Genomic DNA, 20245 nt, shown 5'->3' with positions numbered 1-20245 from the left:
TCTTTTAAAGGGAAATAATGATTTACAAATGATTTTGAATTAATTTAAATTTAAATCTATTTTGTAAAAATTTAATCACTTAAATTAATTATTTTTATAAGAAAATAGTTATATATTAGTCTGTGTAAAAAAATGCAACTTAAAGTAATTCAGAATATATTTAAAATTGACTCATAATGATCTTGAATAACAATAAAATTAATTTTATAAAATCGCATTTTGCCATAACTTGTTTTTTAATCTTTTTTGGATGTAAAGCAATTGGGCAGGATATTAGTAAACATAATTATTTCGTTAAGCAAAGAAATTATGGTGATTTGTGTTACAATGATTTAGCAAATGTTTCTGTTGATATTTTAGGGAATGTAACTTATTATAATGATGTTTCTGAAATTGAAAAAAATAAATTGAAAAAAGTACTAAATGCTAATAAAGATGTTTCCATAAACGATTTGATTTTAAGTTATAAAACAGATCAAAATTTTGAAGTGTTTTATTTTTTTAAAAATTTAAGGAATACTACAGATACAATTACGCATGAGAAATTAATGAGGAATGATAGCATCAATGGGATTGTTGTGTCTGAAAAACAAAAAGGTTCCAATAAAATTGTCTGCATTACGCATAAATTGAAAGAAGGAGTAACTAATTTAAAAATGATTTCGGATAATATAAAAAGAGTTTATTTGGATGATAGGAACTTGAATAAACTGTCTTACATAAAAATCTTTAATTATTATACGTTTGAACCAAATAAAAATTATTTGAAGGGGAGGAATAAATTAAAGTCGGTTCCAATAAAAGATCCGAAAGAGCTTCAATTCAAAGAATCCTTATACTATACTTTAAATTCTTTTATGAGTAACAACAAAGAGAATGATTCGCTAATAAGAGATTATGAAAATAAACAAGATCGATTTGATAAAACTGTTGCAAATGCTTTATCTGAAGATATAGTTAAAAAGGATGAAAATGTTTTTGCTGAAATTTCTCGACTTGCAAAGAATAATAAGATAATTATTCTTAATGAAGGTCATTATTATCCTAAGCATCGATTGTTTGCCATGCAGCTATTGGATGTTTTAAAACAAAATGATTTTAAATATGTTTCACTCGAAACATTCAATGGAAATGAGGGTGATAATATCGGCGTATTCCCAAATGCTAAAAATGGATTTTATATCAAAGATCCCTATTTTGGCCATTTTGTTAGAAAAGCATATACAATGGGATTTACTATTTTAGGTCATGAAAATACTGATCGAAATATAGATAGAGAAGCAGGTCAGGCAAAGAATATCATGAAAATAATAGAGAAAGATCCGAACGCAAAAATCTTTATTTATGTGGGGCATGGTCATTTGGAAGAAGAAGGGGAAAGGCGTGCTATGGCTAGTTATTTAAAAGAATATTCTAAGATTGATCCAATTACAATTAATCAGGAGTCACTTATAACCAAAACGAACGAAAAATTGGTGTTGCTTCCTAGGTCTGTATTTGCAAAGGATACTTTAATGAAATCAAGTGCTGATTATTTTTTAATAAATAATCTTGAAGCAAATCTAAAATCGATTTATCCGAATGAGGTTTTTAAAAAAGTATTTTTGAAAAACAAAAAATTTAGATTTTTTAAAAATGAAGAATTATTGGTTGAAGTTTTTTCGTTGGAAGAATATAATAAAACTAGAAAAGCAGATTTATTAATCCCTATTGAATCGATTCTTGCCGTTCCAAAAAGAGACGAGATTGCTCTTGATTTACCTCTAGGGAATTATTATATATCTGTAAAATCAAGCAATGGACAAGTGTTTAACTTTGAAAATTTGAGAAGTAAATAATCATAGAATAATCTTTTATTCGCTCTACAAAGTCTTCTTTTGAAAAGCTGTGCGAATGTCTCCCGACTTCGCACCCGCTATCTAAATTAGATAGTCTATAAACAAAAAAAAGCTCTAGATTTTTCTGAAGCTTTTCTTAGTAGTTCGCCGCGTCGAAGACTCGAACTTGTGTCCGCCGCGGCGGATATGAATCCGACGAGCTACAAATTATGAATAAGATTTTTAATAAATTCTCTTCCTGTACCTGTTTTTAAATATTTTTCTCTTCGCATTGCTTCTGATTTAGAATTGAAAAATTCAACATGAATAACTTTCCATGGTCTAAATTTTAAGGTGTGTCCTTTGGTGCCAAGATGATTGTGAGATTTGAACCGTTCAATTAAATTGGAGGTGAAGCCAGTGTAATTCTTATCAAATTTTTCAGAATATAATATGTAAACAACAAATTCATTCATAAAAAAGTCTTGTAAATGAAAAAAGCTCCACAATGTGAAGCTTTTCTAGTAGCGGGAACAGGACTCGAACCTGTGTCCGCCGCGGCGGATATGAGTCTGACGAGTTACAAATTATGAATAAGATTTGTGATAAATCCCTAACTTTTTTGAGATGTAGTACTACAACCCCTAATTTTAGGGCATAAAAAAAGAGAACTTAAATTAGTTCTCTTTCTTAGTAGCGGGAACAGGACTCGAACCTGTGACCTTCGGGTTATGAGCCCGACGAGCTGCCTACTGCTCTATCCCGCGATGTGCGTTTATGTTATATTGAGATTCTTATTAGTAGCACAGGACTTGAGTCTGTGTCCGCCGTGGCGGATATGAGCCCGACGAGCTGCCTACTGCTCTATCCCGCGATGTGCGTTTTGTAATCTCAATAAGGCTACCTTAGTAGCGGGAACAGGACTCGAACCTGTGACCTTCGGGTTATGAGCCCGACGAGCTGCCTACTGCTCTATCCCGCGATGTTTCGGGTGCAAATATACGACGAAAAACAACACTTTCGACAAAAATTAAAAAAAAAGTTTTGTTTTATCTATTGGCTTGATATAACTACCTTTGCGCAATAAATTTTTAGAAAGAATGTCACATAAAGCAGGTTTTGTAAACATCATAGGGAATCCAAACGTTGGGAAATCAACACTAATGAACGCTTTTGTTGGTGAAAGATTGTCGATTATCACGTCAAAAGCACAAACAACACGTCACAGGATTCTTGGAATCGTGAATGGGGAGGATTTTCAAATGGTACTGTCGGATACTCCCGGAATTATCAAACCGGCTTATGAAATGCAGGAGGCAATGATGGATTTTGTGAAATCCGCTTTTGAGGATGCCGATGTTTTGATTTACATGGTCGAAATTGGTGAACAAGATTTGAAAGACGAGGCTTTTTTCAATAAAATCATCCATTCGAAAATCCCTGTTTTGCTGTTGCTGAATAAAATTGATAATTCCAATCAAGAGCAGTTGGAAGCTCAAGTGGCTTTTTGGACGGAGAAAGTGCCAAATGCAGAGATTTATCCGATATCGGCGTTGCAGAATTTTAACGTGCCGGAAGTGTTTCAAAGAATCATTTCGTTATTGCCGGAATCACCAGCCTATTATCCAAAAGACCAATTGACGGACAAACCGGAACGTTTTTTTGTGAACGAAACCATCCGTGAAAAAATATTATTGAACTACAGTAAAGAGATTCCTTACGCAGTAGAAATCGTAACCGAAGAATTCTTCGAAGATGAAAATATCATCCGAATCCGTTCGATAATTATGGTGGAGCGTGATACCCAAAAAGGAATCATCATAGGTCACAAAGGTGCCGCCCTGAAAAAAGTAGGAATGGATGCTCGCGTGGATTTGGAGAAATTCTTTGGCAAACAAATCCATATTGAATTGTATGTGAAAGTGAACAAAAACTGGAGAAGCAACGCGAATATGCTGAAACGTTTTGGGTATAATTCGTAGGGACAGGTCGCGACCTGTCCGTACTTTGATGTTAATTCGTGTTATGGTTTGCGACCTGTCCGTACTTTGATGTTAATTCGTGTTATGGTTTGTGACCTGTCCGTACTTTGATGTTAATTCGTGTTATGGTTTGCGACCTGTCCGTACTTTGATGTTAATTCGTGTTATGGTTTGCGACCTGTCCGTACTTTGATGTTAATTCGTGTTACGGTTCGCGACCTGTCCGTACAGGTACAGGATGAAAATAATAATTTAAAAATCAGTGTTGGAATTTATTCTAATGCTGATTTTTTTTAGCCCAGATCGAAATGGAAACCCCGCAGTGAAAAAAGGTTGTTGTTCCTGTGGTTGCTGAGCGACCGGAGGAAGCTCCTGCAAGTGCATTGGAACAACTCTTTTTTGAACGAGGAGTTGCAATGTAGAGCTGGATTGGCTCCTTATCATTGGGATTGTTTGATTTAGCTTTTGTCAAAAGTCTATTCACTAAGTACTAATGACTAATTACTCTGAAGAAATAATTTCCAAAAACACTTTTTCGATATCGTTCATTTGTTTTTCACCGTTGTGTCTGATTTGTTTAGCTATGACGTAGAGCAGAAACCAAGCGAAAACCATGAGGGACATCACCACAAAATCACCCGCCGTGGATCTTTTGAGGACATAATCGGAGTAAGCGATACCACAAAAAATGATGAATGTTCCCGCGATCATGAAATGCAGAAACATGAAAAAAGTCCATAAACCGGGGTCGGGGCCAAATAAACCGCGAATGTGGGTTTGGTTTTCGCCTTTGGACTGCATTTCGATATGAAGGTGCGGTGACCAATAGGCTTTTTTGATGCCTTTTATGTTGATCCAAATGTGGTATTCTTTTATTTTCAGAATAAAATCCGGAGAATTCGTGGTGGTGAAATGAATGAATTTTTGACGCAGTGAATCAATGTCCTGGTTGACTTCTTTGTAGAATCGCAAGCGCAAACGGATCTCGTTATTGGCATCCATAAAATTATAAATGAAGTGGTTAAGGGAGTCTAATCTGGCGAATATACCAAAAAAATTGATATTCATGCTTTTATACACTACCTTTGCAGGCCGAAACTGGAAAGCAGTGTTCGGAAAAATTAATATCTAATTTAGATTATGAACAATATTGTTGCGATAGTAGGAAGACCTAATGTAGGGAAATCAACCCTTTTTAATAGGCTGATACAAAGAAGAGAAGCTATTGTAGATTCAGTGTCTGGGGTGACCCGCGATAGAAACTATGGTAAAAGCGAGTGGAACGGAAAAGAGTTTTCTGTGATTGATACGGGTGGATATGTGCGCGGATCGGATGATGTTTTTGAAGGAGAGATCCGTAAACAGGTAGAATTGGCCATCGATGAGGCTGATGTTATCATTTTTGTTGTAGATGTTGAAGAGGGGATTACCCCAATGGACGAAACGGTTGCCAAATTATTACGCAAAGTGACCAAACCGGTTTTACTAGCCGTGAATAAGGTGGACAATGCGATGCGTGAGAAAGATGCCGTGGAGTTTTATAACCTGGGATTGGGCGAGTATTTTACTTTTGCGAGTATTTCAGGAAGTGGAACGGGAGATTTGTTGGACGCTTTGATCGATGCTTTTCCTGTTAAACCAGAGCCTGTAAAGGAAGAAGTAGTTTTGCCTCGTTTTGCGGTGGTAGGACGACCAAACGCCGGAAAATCGAGTTTTATAAACGCGCTTATCGGTAAAGATCGTTTTATGGTTACCGATATTGCTGGGACAACCCGTGATGCGATCGATACTAAATTTGACCGTTTTGGTTTCGAATTCAACTTGGTCGATACAGCGGGAATCCGACGTAAAGCCAAAGTAAAAGAAGATTTGGAATTTTACTCGGTGATGCGTTCGGTGCGTGCGATTGAACATGCCGATATCTGTATCTTGGTGATTGATGCAACCCGCGGATTTGAAGGTCAGGACCAAAGTATTTTTTGGTTGGCCGAAAAAAACCGCAAAGGTCTTGTGATTTTGGTGAACAAATGGGATTTGGTCGAAAAAGATACTATGTCAACCCGTGATTATGCGGATAGAATCAAAAAGGAACTAATGCCATTTACCGATGTGCCTATTCTTTTTGTTTCGGCATTGACCAAACAACGTTTGTTGAAAGCTTTGGAAACAAGTGTTCAAGTGTTTGAAAACAGACAGAGACGTATTCCTACTTCAAAGTTCAACGAATTCATGTTGAAAGTGATTGAATCTTATCCGCCACCGGCAATGAAAGGGAAGTATGTAAAAATCAAATATTGTATGCAGTTGCCAACGCCAACACCTCAGTTTGTGTTTTTTGCCAATTTGCCTCAATATGTAAAAGAGCCTTACAAGCGTTATCTTGAAAATAAGATTAGGGAAAATTGGGACTTCGCAGGAGTGCCGATAGATATCTATATCAGAGAAAAATAAATTGAATCCCGGGTAACCGGGATTTTTTTATTGCTTTTATCGTTTTTATGCTATTTTTGTTTTTAAGTTAAATGTTATACTGTTTTATTGGTATAAATGGTATTATTATGTGTTCTTTATGAGAAAATAATAGATTTAATATTAAATACATTAGGATTATGAAATTTGAAAAATGTTTTGTCGCCTTTTTTGCTGTATTGGCTTTGGTTTCCTGTAAAAAAAATCAGGAGAAAAATGATTCGGTTTTAGAAAAACCCAACGTTCTTTTGATCGTTGCAGATGATTTAGGATTTAGTGACATAGGTTGTTATGGAGGCAATATTAATACGCCAGTTATAGATAACCTTTCGAAGGGAAGTCAGCTTTTTTCAAATTTTTATGTGCAACCTACATGTTCGCCTACACGATCTTCGCTTTTAACGGGTTGTGATAATCATGTCGCGGGTCTCGGTATTATGCACGAAATGGATTATCCGGAATTACATAAATTAAATCTTCCGGAATATGCCGGGAGTTTGAATAAGTCGATTATTACATTGCCTGAAATTCTGCGTGAAAATGGATACCATACTTATATGGTTGGAAAATGGCATTTGGGTGAAGATGCTGGTCAGAATCCGTTTGAACGAGGATTTGAAGAAACCTTTATTCTTGGCACCGGAGGAGGAAGTCACGCAAACGATCAAAGACCGTTGTCTCCATTACAATCCATGACATACACCCGAAATGGGAAAGTGGTTGAATTGCCTGAAGATTTTTACTCAACTCGAAATTATACCGATTCGATTATAAAGTTTATTGACCGTAATAAGAACGATCAGAAACCTTTCTTTGCATACCAATCTTTTACCGCAGTGCACGATCCCTTGCAGGCTCCTAAAGAATATATCGACAAATACAAAGGTAAATTCGATTCCGGGTGGGATGTATTGAACTTAATGCGCTTCAATAATTTAAAGAAATTAGGGATAATCCCTAAAGATTTAAAAGAGGCTTATGTTAATCCGAGTATTCCCAAGTGGGATAAATTACCAAAAGAAAAGAAAGAAGAATTTGCCAGAGATATGGAGGTGTATGCCGCCATGCTTGATTATATGGACATGAGTATCGGACGAATTTTTGACTATTTGAAAAAAGAAGGCAAATATGACAATACGATGATTGTTTTTATGTCGGACAATGGTGCCAATGGTGCCGTGGCAGCTACATATCCAGGTAATGCAGATGGCAAATATTTAAGCACATTTGATAATTCGATGAAAAACAAAGGCTTGAAAGGATCTTTTGTTGAAATGGGACCCGCTTGGGCTAAAGCATCTTCTTCTCCTTTTAGATTTTTCAAAGGATTTACGTCCGAAGGAGGAATTAAAGCGCCTTTGATTGTCAAAATGCCTGCTCAATCAGTAAATAACAACGGTAAATGGAATGCTGCTTTCGCACACGTTACCGATATTTTGCCAACCATTTTGGATTTGACGGGAGCAAAACTTCCTAAACAATACAAAGGAAAGAAAATAGCCAACAAATTCATTGGTAAATCAATGTTGCCTCTTTTGAACGGTACTTCGACCGTTTTGCATGAAGAAGGCATGGGTTGGGAACTTTTTGAAATGAAAGCATATAGAAAAGGAAAATACAAAATTTTGAGGCTTCCTGTTCCTTTCGGTACCGGAGAATGGGAATTGTATGATCTAGATAAAGACCCTATAGAATCTAACGATTTGTCCAAAATCTATCCTGATATTAAAGCAAATTTGATAAAGTCCTGGGAAGAGTATGCCAAAAATAATGGAGTGCACGATCATAAAGGTTTTTATGATAATTTTTACAAAACCAATTTAGGTCCAGGAAATGGTAAAGAGCGCGATTAATTTTTTATACTGATGAAAATCCCGGGTAACCGGGATTTTTTTTATGGTATAAATGGCTGTTATTGAAGTGTTTTTTTATTTTTTTTATTTTTTAATGTTAAAAAACAGGTGCGCTGTTAAACCATTCTTTTGTTTGTGTGTCTTACAGGCTGATCGTAACAAAGTTTTTCATGACCAGATTTTTTTCTTTTTTATTTCTACTTCAGTTTTTTTCTGTTGTTAATGCACAAAATGCCATTATTGTAAAAGGAGGAGTGTATGATGCTGAGACCAAAGCTCCATTGTCTGGTGCTACGGTTTATTTTTCAACTGTAAAAGACTCGGCCGTTATAGAGTACACGACTACCGATAAAAATGGTCTTTTTAAATTCAACATTAAAAAATACGATAAGCCTGTTAATTTGAAAGTCAATTTCATGGGGTACAAAAACTTTGTGGCTAAACAAACCGGAATTTTGGCAAGTAAAGATTTTGGAAAAGTATATCTGACTCAAAATCCAAATGAATTAGAAACTGTTGTGATAAAAAGCGATGCTCCGCCAATCCGTGTAAAAAAAGATACGCTGGAGTATAATGCCGCTTCTTATAAAGTGCGCCCGGATGCCAATGTCGAAACTTTGTTGAAGCAATTACCAGGAGTAGAGGTTGATAATGATGGAAATGTTACAGTAAATGGGCGAAATGTAAGCCAGTTTTTGGTAAACGGAAAAACATTTTTTGACAAGAATGGAGCGATAATCCTTAAAAATTTACCGGCCGAAGTAATCAGTAAAGTTCAGGTATCGGATTATAAAACCAAAAAGCAGGAATTATCAAAAGAAGCATCAACTTCTGACGATTCAAGTATCAATTTTACTATTGATGAAAAGAAAAATAAAGGATACTTTGGGAAATTCCTTGGAGGATATGGATCAGATGACCGTTATGAATCCAGCTTTTTATTGAATTATTTTAATAACAAACGAAAAATAAGTTTGTTGGCTTCTTCTAATAATATCAATTCAACGGGTTTTACAATGGACGATGTATTTGATAATATGGGAGGAGGAAGAAATAACAGAGGGAATAATCGAGGAAGCAGTGGTGTGACTAACGGAAAAGGGATAACGACATCAAACTTGGTAGGATTGAATTATAATGATGAATGGGCTAAGAACTTTCAAGCGATGGGAAGTTACAATTTTGCAAATACGGTAACTAAAAACGAAACCAAAGCTAATTATGCCGAATTAAAATCGGATGGTAATAATTATACGGAATCTGACGCAAAATCCAGAAATGAAAATACAGGAAACAAAGCCAACTTTGAGTTTGAATACAAAGTAAACCCGGATACCCGAATTGTATTTCAACCAAAAATTGAGCAAAACCGTTCAAACAGTAATTCGGAATCTTTCAGTAATACTGTAGATGACAATCAGGTAGCTTTAAATGAAAGTAAATCCAAATCCTATAAAGAGAGTACCTCTACAAGTTTTGGAAATACGATAAACTTTAATAAGGCATTCAAAAAGAAATCGCAAAACCTGAGTTTTGTTTTCTCTAATAGTAATTCAAAAAGTGATTCAGACGGTATAAATACGTCCGAAACTGTTTTTCATCAAGGTAATCGCCCTGATGATTTGAGAAATCAAAACGGAAAAACTGAGAGCAGTTCAGATTCGTATTCGGCTGAATTGGAATATACACAGCCAATAACCGATTCGTTGAGAATCCGTTTAGGTTCTGATTTTGGTTGGTCAAACAATGTGAATGATGTTAAAACGTATGATTATGATGTGGCGACAGGTACTTATTCGTCATTGAACAATGCATTTACTAATTATACTACTTCGACGCAAAACTCTATTGCTCCAAAAGCGGGACTTACTTTTGAGAAAAACAAATTCACTTTTAACCTGAACTCAAGCACATCGATAGTTGATTTTGATAATCATTCCTTATATCTAAATAAAAACACCGATTTGGATCAGAAATATATTTTACCGTATGGTAGTGCCCAAATCAGATATTCAGTTGATAGAACAAAAGGGGTGACGATAAGATATGAGTATTCCAATAGTCTTCCTTCATCCGGACAATTATTGCCGGTGGCGAACTTGACAAATCCGTTGAATACCGTGATAGGAAATCCTGATTTGAATCCAACGGAGAAAAACAGTCTGAATATTTTTTATAGAAATTTTGACATGCGTACTCGTTCTGGATACGGTTTGTTTGCAAGGGCAGATTTCTTTGACAATGATATTGTTAGTTTCTCAAACTTTGATTCCAGTGGTAAAAAGAATACAACTTACAAAAATGTTTCAGGGACCTACACTACTTCTGTGGGAGGAAACTGGGGACAAACTATTAAAAGTGAGGCAAGCACTTTCAGATATGGTCTAGGCTTGAACGGTTCTTATTCTTTGGATAAAGGATACACAAATGGTATTTTGTACGATGCAAAATCATTAGGGATTTCGCCAAGAGTTTACTTTAGTTATGATTATGGAGAATTGCTTACGATTGCGCCTTCATACAATTTGTCTTATAACGAATCCAGATATGTGAATTCTTCATTGAGTGCAACTTCGGCTGTTGTACACCGAATCAATTTACAGACAACCAGTTATTGGCCTACAAATTGGATTTGGGGTAATGATTTCGGTTATACTTACAACTCTAATTTGTCTGGAGATTTCAATAAAGATTTCTATTTATGGAACACGAGTTTGTCATACGCCTTTTTGAAAAAAACAATGGCTTTGAAAGTAAAAGTTTATGATATTTTGAATCAAAATCAAAGTGCTACAAGAACTATATCAGCTACGACCATTCGTGATGAAGAAAATACAGTTTTGAAAAGATACGTGATGTTTTCCCTGTCATACAAATTGGGTAGTTTTGGAGGAAGAAGTATGGATCGCCCAAGAGAAGGAGGAGGACGAATGATGATGGGGGATGGGCCACCGAGACCTTTTTAGGTCTAAGAGAAAGTAAATATTAGATTTTTGTTTTGAGTCCCAAACACGCTATTTTGTGTTTGGGACTTTTTTTGTGTTTCTAAAGATTTCTATCTAGGATGGTCGCCATACCAATCTTTAAATCTCTTATTTGTTTTGTATCCCTCATCGTGCAAAACAGTATAAACTAAATACAAATATAGACACACACCAATAAGGTACAGACCCATTACAACCGGAAAAAGTAGTTTTGTTTGGCACAGTGCCGCAAAAACTACAACATAAATGGTGGTCAACCATGTCAGTTTAATTGCGAAATTTTTCATGGCCTCAACTTTTCTATTAAAGTTACGACTAGTTTTAACAAATTTTAGTTAATTCAGAACTAATCAATTCTTAAAAAAGAGGGGAAAACTAGCCTAATTTAGGACTACTTTTTTTACTTGATCATTCTTTTTTGGAGCAGAACATTTGGTGTTTTAATCAACATTGTTCCCGCTATCCATTTCAATCTTGTATGCCGAACCCCGGCATACAAGGATTTTCATTTCTATCGGGGCTAAAGAGAAACATTCTGCTTTTTTACAATCAGAAAAAAGAATCTGCATAAGTCTGCGTGAAAAAATTAGCACGCAGATTTACGCAGCCTAACGGTTTAATATTTTGTTTTAAATATTATTATAACATCTTCAATAGAATACCCAAAAGCGCTGCAATCCCAATAATATGAGGTTCCTGCAGCTTTTTCACATAAATCAAAACCAAAACCGTTCCTATCGCTATCAGCGCTGTCGGAATATCCACAATCGAACGGGTAGCAATCACAATTACGGCACCGACCAAAGCACCAATTACACCGGCTGTTATTCCGTCAACAAAAGCTTTTATACTTTTGTTTTGGGATATCTTTTTGAAATAAGGAGCCGGAATAACGGTAAACAAATAACAGGGTAGAAAGACTCCAAGTGCCGCAATACTCGCCCCCGTAAATCCAGAAACCAAATAACCTATGAATCCTACCGTAATTACCACAGGGCCCGGAGTAATCATGGCTACCGCTACAGAATCAAGAAATTGATTTTCGGTAAGCCAATGATGTTCTACCACAACACCGGAGTGCAGAAATGGAACAATGGCAAGTCCGCTCCCAAAGACAAAGGCTCCGGCTTTGATAAAAAACCAGGCAAGGTCTCCTAATTTTCCTAAATCAATAGTTGAAAATCCAACCGTTGAGAGTAAAAAGAAAGATGCTGCCTTTGGTCGTTTTATCCATTGCGGAGGCGCTTTTGCAATCATGTAGATAAAACCAAAAGCAACAAACAATAGCAGTTCTTCATTTTGGGTAACAGCAGTAATTATGATAGCTGTAATATAAAATAACCAAAGAAACCAATTGCTTTTTATGGCAGGGATTTCAAATTTGCTGATGGATTTAATGGTCAGTTTGTAGGAACTCAAAACAATGATGCCAATTACTGCTGCGCTTATGCCGTAAAAAATTGCTTGCATCCACGGCAAACCACCATAGACTTGGTAGGCAATTCCCAATAAAACCACCATTAAGAAAGAGGAAGGACAAAAGCCAATCCGGAAAGGGTTGCTCCCAAAATACCAAAGTGCACAAAACCCATATAAATTCCCAATTGGGCGGCCAAAGGACCGGGGGCTAATTGTGACAACGCCAATCCTTCCTTAAAATCGGATTCGTTAATCCATTTTTTATTCTCAACCAAGTCACGATGCATATAGCCAACCAATGCTACCGGACCGCCAAAACCTGTCGTGCCTAACTTGAGAAAATATTTTATGAGATCAATTAAGGTATAATTCGGTTTTTCCGTACTCATTTGGTTTGGTTTTTCGATGCAGTTTTTGTCATTAAACAAACCAAAAAGCTTAGACCTTAATTGGTTTGTGTTTTTTGTCTTTCTTTCAATTTTATTTTATGGAAAAGGGTAAATCGGATAATATCACGATCAAAATAATCAACACCGCTCGCACGCTGTTGGAAACTATTCAAATAACCTAATTCCACTGCAAAATTTTTGTTGATTCCGTATTGCAAAGCGGCGTAAATTCGGTTTTGATCAAAAGTGTTTTTTACAATGCTTTCTCCTGCATTAATCATCAATTCGTCATAAACAATCCCTTTTAGGTATTGACTATCCTTTTTCCAACAAGAATATTCTCCCTGAAGACGGTATCTGAATCTCCATGAAAAAGTTGTTCCTGGAAGCAATTCTACTTTATTGGCATTGTGAATGAATCGTTCTTCTACTTGTAAGCGTTGATTCAATGTGAAATTGCCAAATTCCTGCTTCAAAGTGACGTCTTGCTGTCCTCTGTGTTCCGGTATTCTAAAATCATAAGTGACTTCGGGGTCTTGTGTAGCTACCGAGAAATAGGCATAACCTGCCCCGAAATCTACATTATTGTTGATTTTGTATCGTCCATGTATGCGAAAAACGTATAGATTTTCTTCTACAGGATTTATAAAAATTCGATTATCAAATTCAGTATGAATGGCCCATTTATTATTTATTGTCAATTGGTTGTAATAACGTGTCCAGAGTAAACTTTGATGGTCTATGTTCTTTTCGGTCTGTGCTTTGGATGCGAAACATATCAGCAAAAGGCAAAATAATCTAATGGTCTTCATGAAGGTTTTTTAAATTTTTGGCAAATATATATAAACTCTATCATATAAATAGAATTTATTTTTTCGCTTAAACCAAAAAGCCTTTTACGTAATCTTTGGTCAGTTTTTCTTTTGGATTCAAAAGCACTTCTTCAGTTGGGCCAAATTCAATGATTTCCCCCATATAAACAAAACCAATATAATCTGAAACTCTTCGTGCCTGACGCAAAATGTGAGTCACCAAAACAATCGTGTATTTGTCTTTCAACTGCATAAATAATTCTTCAATCGCTTGGGTTGAAATAGGGTCTAAAGCCGATGTTGGCTCGTCTCCCAAGATAATTTCCGGTTCAATCGCCAATCCTCTAGCCAAGCACAATCTTTGTTGTTGTCCAATCGAAAGTCGGGTGGCAGGCGATTTCAATCGGTCTTTTACTTCGTCCCAAAGATTTACTCCACGGAGGTATTTTTCTACGATTTCGTCAAGCTCTTTTTTATTGTGATTACCGTGAATACGTTGCCCGTAAGCGATATTGTCATAAATATTCATTGGCAGAGGAAAAGGCCTTTGCGAAAGCAATCCCATTTTTTTTCTGATGTGGGTAACTTCAGCTTTTGGGTCGTAAATGTTTTCGCCATCTACTAAAACTTTACCTTCTACACGAACATCATTTTGCCGATCGAGTAATCGGTTCATGGTTTTTAGCAAAGTAGTTTTTCCGCAACCGGACGGACCGATTAAGGAAGTTACTTTTTTGTCCGGAATATCAAGATTGATATTTTTTAGAATGTGGTTTTCACCAATATGGACATTTAAATCTTGAATACTTATGTGAGGTTGAATGATCATATTTTATTTTTTGAAAGGTTTTTGCTAGCTATTTTAGCCACAATATTGATAATTAAAACGATAATGGTAAGAATTACTGCCGCCGCATACGCTCGGTTTTGAACTTCTTGAATAGGGCTGCTTAACTGAAAAAATATAGACAGCGGTAATGTTGCTGCGGGTTGGTCTAAGGAAGTCGGGATACTGTCGGTAAATCCTGCCGTAAAAAGCACACAGGCAGCGTCTCCAATGGCTCTTCCGAAAGACAATAAAATAGCGGTTACAATTCCAGGAATAGATTGACGCAATATGATTTTAGCCGACTCATAACGCGTTCCTCCCAAGGAAAAAACCGCATTGCTCATATCTTCCGGAACGACTCTTACAACTTCGTCTATGGCTCTTACGAGGATAGGGATTATCATTAATGTTACGGTGATAATACCTGCCAACAATGAAGTTTTTAGTCCCATATAAACCATGATGGCAAATCCAAAAGCTCCGTAAACGATAGAGGGAATTCCAAAAAGAATGTCATAACTCAATCGGGTGATTGAAGCTAAAGTTGCATTTCTTTTGGCATACACATTGATGTAAATAACAATCGGAAGACTGATTAAGAGTCCTAATAAAGTCGAACCAATAGTGATGTAAATCGAACCGACTATGGCATTTAAAATTCCGCCTCCCTTACCGATGTAGAAACCGCCTTCGGGAATTTTTGAAACCATGTCCCAAGTCAATGAGCCAATACCCCTTGCGAAAAGAGTGTACACTATCATGAATAATGTACTGCTGATGATAATAGTACTCAGTATCATCAGGACTTTGAATATATTTTCTTCTATTTTTCTCATGTGGATGGGGTTTAGTTATTTCTTTTTTCGATTCGATATAAAATGATTCTCGAAAGCGCATTGAATATAAAGATGATGACAAATAGGAGCAGCGCAGCAAACATTAATGCCGAATCATACATCGGGATTGACATCATTTCTCCGTAATTATTGGCAATAAGTGCCGGAAGAGGATAAGCTGAATCGAATAAATTTTGCGGAATTTGTGCCATATTTCCGCAGACCATCAAAACGGCGATGGTTTCTCCAAAAGCTCTTGAAATAGCTAGAACTACTGCGGCCACAATTCCGTCAAATGATTTTCTCAGCACCACTTTTTTTACGGTTTGCCATTGTGTGGCGCCCAATGATAACGAGGCATTCCGCAAGTCTTGTGGCACGTTGTCAAAAACTTCAATCACTATGCTGATGATTAGCGGGAAAATCATGATTGCCAAAACGATTCCTCCCGCCAATACCGAATAACCTGTTGTGAATTCTACAAAATGTGGCGCAATATGTTCTTGTATCAAAGGAACAATGACCAAAACTCCCCAAACACCGTAAAGCACAGGCGGAATCCCTGATAACAATTCAATTAACGGTAAAACCAATTTGCGTATGCGAATGTGTGCATATTCGGAAAGGTAAATAGCTGTCAGCATTGATAAAGGCAAAGCAATGATAATGGCGATTGCTGTTACCCAAAGTGTACCGACTATAAAAGGATAAAATCCGAAGGCTTCTTTGAAAGGTTTCCATTCGGATGAGAATAATAAATTATAAAGCGAAGTGCTGTTTAGTATTGGCACCGATTTGTAGAATAATCCTAGAGCAATGAATACTACCGTTGAAATCGATAAAAGGGTAAGCGCTAGAAAAGTTTTACTGACGATGCGATCCTTGAGTAATCTTATATTTTTCATTTAATTGCAGTAAACCACCCCGGCAAAATTCTTTTAAAAACCTTCATAGTTTTTGTTTTTTGCGCAGGGTGGATGTTTTTTATTCAGAAGAAAATTATTTTACCTTCCCTAATTCTTTTTTCAATTTTTCCTGTGAAAGTTTGATATATCCCGCCTCCGAAACAAATTTTTGTCCATCGGTAAGAATGTATTTTATGAATGCTTTTACAGCGGCGTTTTTTGGTTTACCTGTTGTAACAAAATACAAATCTCTAGCGGGTGGTGAAGGATATTTCCCTGCAGCAATAGCGGCAATCAGTTTGTCAACATCGCCATAAAAATTCTCATTTGGATCTAGTTTGCCATTGTTGTTAAGGTCAATCGGTGCAGGAACAATTCCGTTTGTTGGTTTGTTGGTTTTTGCATCATAGATGTAAACGATGTTGTTAAAACCAATTCCCGAAGGATCTCTTTGCACAGCCTGCGCCAATCCCGGATCTCCAAAAACGGCAACTCCCTGTAAGTCTTCTTGTTTTTTACCGAAATAACTTGCCCAAGTTTCTGCGGCTCCTGCGGCATCCGAACGTGTGTACACATGGATTGGAGCGGTACTTTTGATCCCAAGAACATTCCATGTTTTATATTTTCCGGTGATGAAAATATTGTTGAAGGCTTCTTTTTTTATCCCTTTTTGGTATAAAACTGCTTTGAAAGGACTCGAAGCGCTGATGGTTGGAATTACGGCATCTTTGGTAACGGCAATAGGATAAGCTCCTTTTTTGAATTCGGCGGCATTTATCTCACGGGAAACCAATCCGATGTCGGTTACTTTAGACAGTACATCTGTTATCCCTTTTCCGGCACCTCCGGCTTGAATGTCAATTTTAACTTTTGGGTGCGCTTTTTTGAATTCTTCGGCCCATTTTACAGTGATTGGATATAAAGCAAAAGCTCCTGAAATACTGATGTTTCCTGATAGTTCTTGCGCCGAAACTTTGTTGGGCGTGATGTTTGTAATAATTAGCACCACTAGCGTCAATAATAATTTTTTGTTTGTTTTCATTTTGTCCTACTTGTCTTGGTTTTTGTCTTGTCTTTTTTTGAAATAATATAAATCACAAAGTCAACTGATGTGTCAAGTCAAATTAACTTTGTGATTTTTTTTTGAATGGTTACAATGAATATTTCAACGTAATACCATAAGTGATTTGGTCTCCCAACACTGCTGCATATTGACCGGCATTTCCTCCGGCAGGTAACAATTGCTCATAATAATTTTTGTTCAAAAGGTTGCGTCCCCAAATGTGAACCGATAAACCTTCGGCTGCACGGAAACCTAAACGACCATTGAAGATTGCGTAACCCGGAACCACTAAATATTTCGAAGCTGATGGGCTTGACGAGAATTCGGAACGGGCATAACCGTCAATAGCTATGAAGAATTTCCCCGCGTTTGAAAAGAATTTTGCGTCTTTTGTATATTCACTGCTCAAGCTTCCCGCCCATTTTGAAACTCCTGGTAAATTAGTTCCGGAAACATCTTTGTAGGATACCGCTGCTCCTGTTTCTTCAAGTGGAAGAGGTGCATTTGTAAATTTCACATACTTGCCATCACTATAAGTTCCGGCTCCGTAGAAGTTGAAATGTTTGTTAATGACAAAACTGAAATCCAATTCCACACCTTGTACACGTACTTCATCTGCATTGGCAAGATATCCTCGGTTTACTCCTAATTCAGCTGCCTGAACGTTAGTTTGGAAATCTTTAATGTCGGTATTAAAGTAAGTCAAGTTCAATATTGAGTTTGCTATTGGAGAAGTTTTAACTCCAAATTCATAGTGCGTAACATCTTCCGGTTTCACAGTTGCAAGATCTCCTAAAGTTTGTCCCGCAGGAGGAGTTGGAAGTCCGGCTACGTTTACCCCGATAGGTTTGTAGCTTTTTGCGAAAGTACCATAAGCATTGATTTTGTCATTTACTTTGTATGCTACTGTTATGTTTCCTGAGAAGTCCGTATCGTCATTATCAGACGAGAAATTTTGATCTGTATATACTTTCTTTTTCAAAGCAATTAATGCGGGATCAGAGGTTTGAAGTCCTCCGTATGTTTTACGGTCATAATCTGCATTTTTTTCGTCGTAGTTGTATCTTAAACCTGGTAATACGTGCAGTTTGTCTGTAACAGCCCAGTCTAATTGTCCAAATACTGCCGCACTTGTAGAATGTATTTGGGCATCTGTATGTATCCCATATCCTTCAAAAAGACCTGGTGTTTTCCATAATGCAGTATTTGCCGGTGTAAATGAGTCTTGAGCAAATCTCCATTGTGCATTTCCTGATTCTTCGGTACCTTTTGTTTTTGATGTTTGATCGATGAAAAATACACCGGCAACTCCACTAATTTTTGATGTAATCTGACCCGCATAACGAATCTCTTGAGTAAATTGAGTTTGTCTGGAAGGGTTTTGTGATTTGGCAAGCTGTTGCAGACCTGTAAAATCTCTGTCATTTGATGGATCCCAGGTCCAGAATCTCCATGCAGTAGTCGAAGTAAGAGTTCCGTTTCCAATTTTTGTGTCAACATTCAACGAAGCACCACCTAAATCTTGGTTCGAACGCCATGGAGTATCATGGTCAATTTTACGATCGAAAGCATTTAAGCTTGGAAGTTGGTAGTTTAAATCAGCAATAATTGCGTTAAATTGACGCTGAGGAACTCTTTGTGTTGGTGCTACTCCTGCAACAACCTGAGCATATCCGTCATTATGCTGAGTTGTGATATCTCCTGCTAATGTAATATTTGTATTTTCTGTTGGCTTATAAAGTAATTGTCCTCTAATGCCTTGATTGTTTAATGTATTTGTTGGTCTTCCTGTTTTAACATTATCAACAATACCATCACGTGAAGTACCAGAAAAAGATAACCTTCCTGCAATTTTACTAGTTAATCCACCAGTAACAGAAGCCTTAGCTTGTAAATAGTTATAATTTCCGTAGCTTACTTCAAAGTCTGCTCCAGAAGTGAAACTTGGTTTGCGTGAAGTGATATTAAAAGCTCCTGAAGTAGTGTTTTTACCAAACAAAGTTCCTTGTGGTCCACGCAATACCTCGATTTGATCTACATCGATAAAATCTAAAGTAGTTGCCGCAGGGCGGGCGTAATAAACACCGTCAACATAGAAACCTACACCCGGATCGATACCGTCATTGGTAAGTCCGAATGGTGAACCCAGACCACGAATGTTGATCCCTGTATTTCTTGGGTTAGAAGAATATAATTGTACAGAAGGAACCAATTCCTTGATACGGTTCACATTAAAAGCACCTGTTTGTTCCGCTTGTTTACCTGTTACTACCGATACAGCGATAGGCACATCCTGAGCTTTTTCAATTCTACGTCTCGAGGAAACCACAACTTCAACCAGCACATTTTCGCCTTCAGGAGTTAAGGTAATTTGAAGTGGGGCAGTAGATAATTTAGTTATTTCTACTTCGGCATTGGTATATCCTACGTATTGCACCAATAAAGTGGCCGGAAGTTTTTCTCTGATATCAATGTCAAATTTTCCATCGGCATCAGAAGTTGTATTGTATTTTGTTCCTTTCAGAACGATGTTTACCCCCGGAAGAGGATTTTGTTGATTGTCTGTTATAACACCTGTAATGGTTTGTGCCGGCGCAGTTGATATGATAAATAAAAATATAAAGCTTGCGATTGATTTTATGTATAAAGTTCTCATTATTATGTAAATTATATGTAATTAGTAGAGTTTTAATTTAACTTTTTTTAATTCTAGCACATACACATACACATCAGTTGGCTGATGTTTTTTTCTACATTTGAAATATTTATTAATTTGTTTTGGGGTCTGACTTCAATTTTTTTTCTGCTAATTGTTTGCATAAGGGAAAATTTACTTGGTTATCGATTTTTAATTCGATGCAAATATATAATTAATTCTATAAAATTA

Annotated in this window: 16 protein-coding genes and 2 tRNA genes; 5 read left to right on the top strand and 13 right to left on the bottom strand. The window is 36.7% G+C overall.

Going from position 1 to position 20245, the window contains the following annotated elements; all coding sequences use genetic code 11:
* Positions 1-407 precede the first annotated feature (407 nt).
* Complete coding sequence (locus OZP12_RS18955) at positions 408-1838, top strand: hypothetical protein (protein ID WP_281226640.1); 1431 nt, start codon at positions 408-410, stop codon at positions 1836-1838.
* Positions 1839-2038: 200 nt separating this feature from the next.
* Here the strand turns inward: OZP12_RS18955 and OZP12_RS18950 are convergent, their stop codons facing one another.
* The 3 genes from OZP12_RS18950 to OZP12_RS18940 form a co-directional block, all read right to left on the bottom strand.
* A complete protein-coding gene (locus OZP12_RS18950) occupies positions 2039-2293 on the bottom strand; it encodes a GIY-YIG nuclease family protein (protein ID WP_281226639.1) in 255 nt (84 codons plus the stop codon).
* A gap of 218 nt (positions 2294-2511) precedes the next feature.
* Positions 2512-2584, bottom strand: a tRNA-Met gene (locus OZP12_RS18945).
* A 142-nt stretch (positions 2585-2726) separates the two neighbouring features.
* Positions 2727-2799: transfer RNA gene (locus tag OZP12_RS18940), tRNA-Met, on the bottom strand.
* Positions 2800-2917: 118 nt separating this feature from the next.
* Between OZP12_RS18940 and era the strand changes: the two genes are divergently transcribed.
* Positions 2918-3799: a GTPase Era gene (gene era / locus OZP12_RS18935; RefSeq protein WP_281226638.1), complete on the top strand. Its 882-nt coding sequence runs from the start codon at positions 2918-2920 to the stop codon at positions 3797-3799.
* A 501-nt stretch (positions 3800-4300) separates the two neighbouring features.
* Here the strand turns inward: era and OZP12_RS18930 are convergent.
* A complete protein-coding gene (locus tag OZP12_RS18930; RefSeq protein WP_281226637.1) occupies positions 4301-4867 on the bottom strand; it encodes a hypothetical protein in 567 nt (188 codons plus the stop codon).
* A 72-nt stretch (positions 4868-4939) separates the two neighbouring features.
* Here OZP12_RS18930 and der point away from each other — a divergent pair, with 72 nt between their 5' ends.
* The 3 genes from der (at position 4940) to OZP12_RS18915 (ending at position 11087) form a co-directional block, all read left to right on the top strand.
* Entirely contained in the window at positions 4940-6250 is a 1311-nt protein-coding gene (gene der, locus OZP12_RS18925) for a ribosome biogenesis GTPase Der (RefSeq protein WP_281226636.1), read from the top strand.
* A gap of 158 nt (positions 6251-6408) precedes the next feature.
* Positions 6409-8121, top strand: coding sequence for an arylsulfatase (locus OZP12_RS18920; protein WP_281226635.1), 1713 nt, complete (start codon positions 6409-6411; stop codon positions 8119-8121).
* A 170-nt stretch (positions 8122-8291) separates the two neighbouring features.
* Entirely contained in the window at positions 8292-11087 is a 2796-nt protein-coding gene (locus OZP12_RS18915; protein ID WP_281226634.1) for an outer membrane beta-barrel protein, read from the top strand.
* Between the two features lie 89 nt (positions 11088-11176).
* On the opposite strand, the gene OZP12_RS18910 is transcribed toward OZP12_RS18915, so the two are convergent.
* The 9 genes from OZP12_RS18910 to OZP12_RS18870 all read right to left on the bottom strand — a co-directional run bounded on the left by OZP12_RS18910 (position 11177) and on the right by OZP12_RS18870 (position 20014).
* Complete coding sequence (locus OZP12_RS18910) at positions 11177-11392, bottom strand: hypothetical protein (protein WP_281226633.1); 216 nt, start codon at positions 11390-11392, stop codon at positions 11177-11179.
* 352 nt (positions 11393-11744) lie between these two features.
* The gene (chrA, locus tag OZP12_RS18905; protein ID WP_281229092.1) at positions 11745-12710 is read right to left on the bottom strand and encodes a chromate efflux transporter; all 966 of its coding nucleotides are present in this window, start codon (positions 12708-12710) and stop codon (positions 11745-11747) included.
* On the bottom strand, positions 12626-12913 hold the full coding sequence (locus OZP12_RS18900; RefSeq protein WP_281226632.1) for a chromate transporter: 288 nt from the start codon (positions 12911-12913) through the stop codon (positions 12626-12628). Before OZP12_RS18900 ends, chrA begins: the two co-directional genes overlap by 85 nt.
* A 56-nt stretch (positions 12914-12969) precedes the next feature.
* Complete coding sequence (locus OZP12_RS18895) at positions 12970-13725, bottom strand: DUF2490 domain-containing protein (protein ID WP_281226631.1); 756 nt, start codon at positions 13723-13725, stop codon at positions 12970-12972.
* A 67-nt stretch (positions 13726-13792) separates the two neighbouring features.
* Positions 13793-14554: a phosphate ABC transporter ATP-binding protein PstB gene (gene pstB, locus OZP12_RS18890; RefSeq protein ID WP_281226630.1), complete on the bottom strand. Its 762-nt coding sequence runs from the start codon at positions 14552-14554 to the stop codon at positions 13793-13795.
* On the bottom strand, positions 14551-15390 hold the full coding sequence (gene pstA / locus OZP12_RS18885) for a phosphate ABC transporter permease PstA (protein ID WP_281226629.1): 840 nt from the start codon (positions 15388-15390) through the stop codon (positions 14551-14553). Before pstA ends, pstB begins: the two co-directional genes overlap by 4 nt.
* Positions 15391-15401: 11 nt before the next feature.
* Positions 15402-16295, bottom strand: a complete 894-nt coding sequence (gene pstC, locus OZP12_RS18880) for a phosphate ABC transporter permease subunit PstC (RefSeq protein ID WP_281226628.1) — start codon at positions 16293-16295, stop codon at positions 15402-15404.
* A 94-nt stretch (positions 16296-16389) separates the two neighbouring features.
* Positions 16390-17337: a PstS family phosphate ABC transporter substrate-binding protein gene (locus tag OZP12_RS18875; RefSeq protein ID WP_281226627.1), complete on the bottom strand. Its 948-nt coding sequence runs from the start codon at positions 17335-17337 to the stop codon at positions 16390-16392.
* Between the two features lie 109 nt (positions 17338-17446).
* Positions 17447-20014, bottom strand: coding sequence for a TonB-dependent receptor (locus OZP12_RS18870; RefSeq protein WP_281226626.1), 2568 nt, complete (start codon positions 20012-20014; stop codon positions 17447-17449).
* Positions 20015-20245: the final 231 nt, after the last annotated feature.

Source organism: Flavobacterium aquiphilum (assembly GCF_027111335.1).
In the GTDB taxonomy this organism is placed as follows: Bacteria; Bacteroidota; Bacteroidia; order Flavobacteriales; family Flavobacteriaceae; genus Flavobacterium; species Flavobacterium aquiphilum.
The sequence above is the reverse complement of the archived record's forward strand: the minus strand, read 5'-3'. Positions and strand labels throughout refer to the sequence as shown.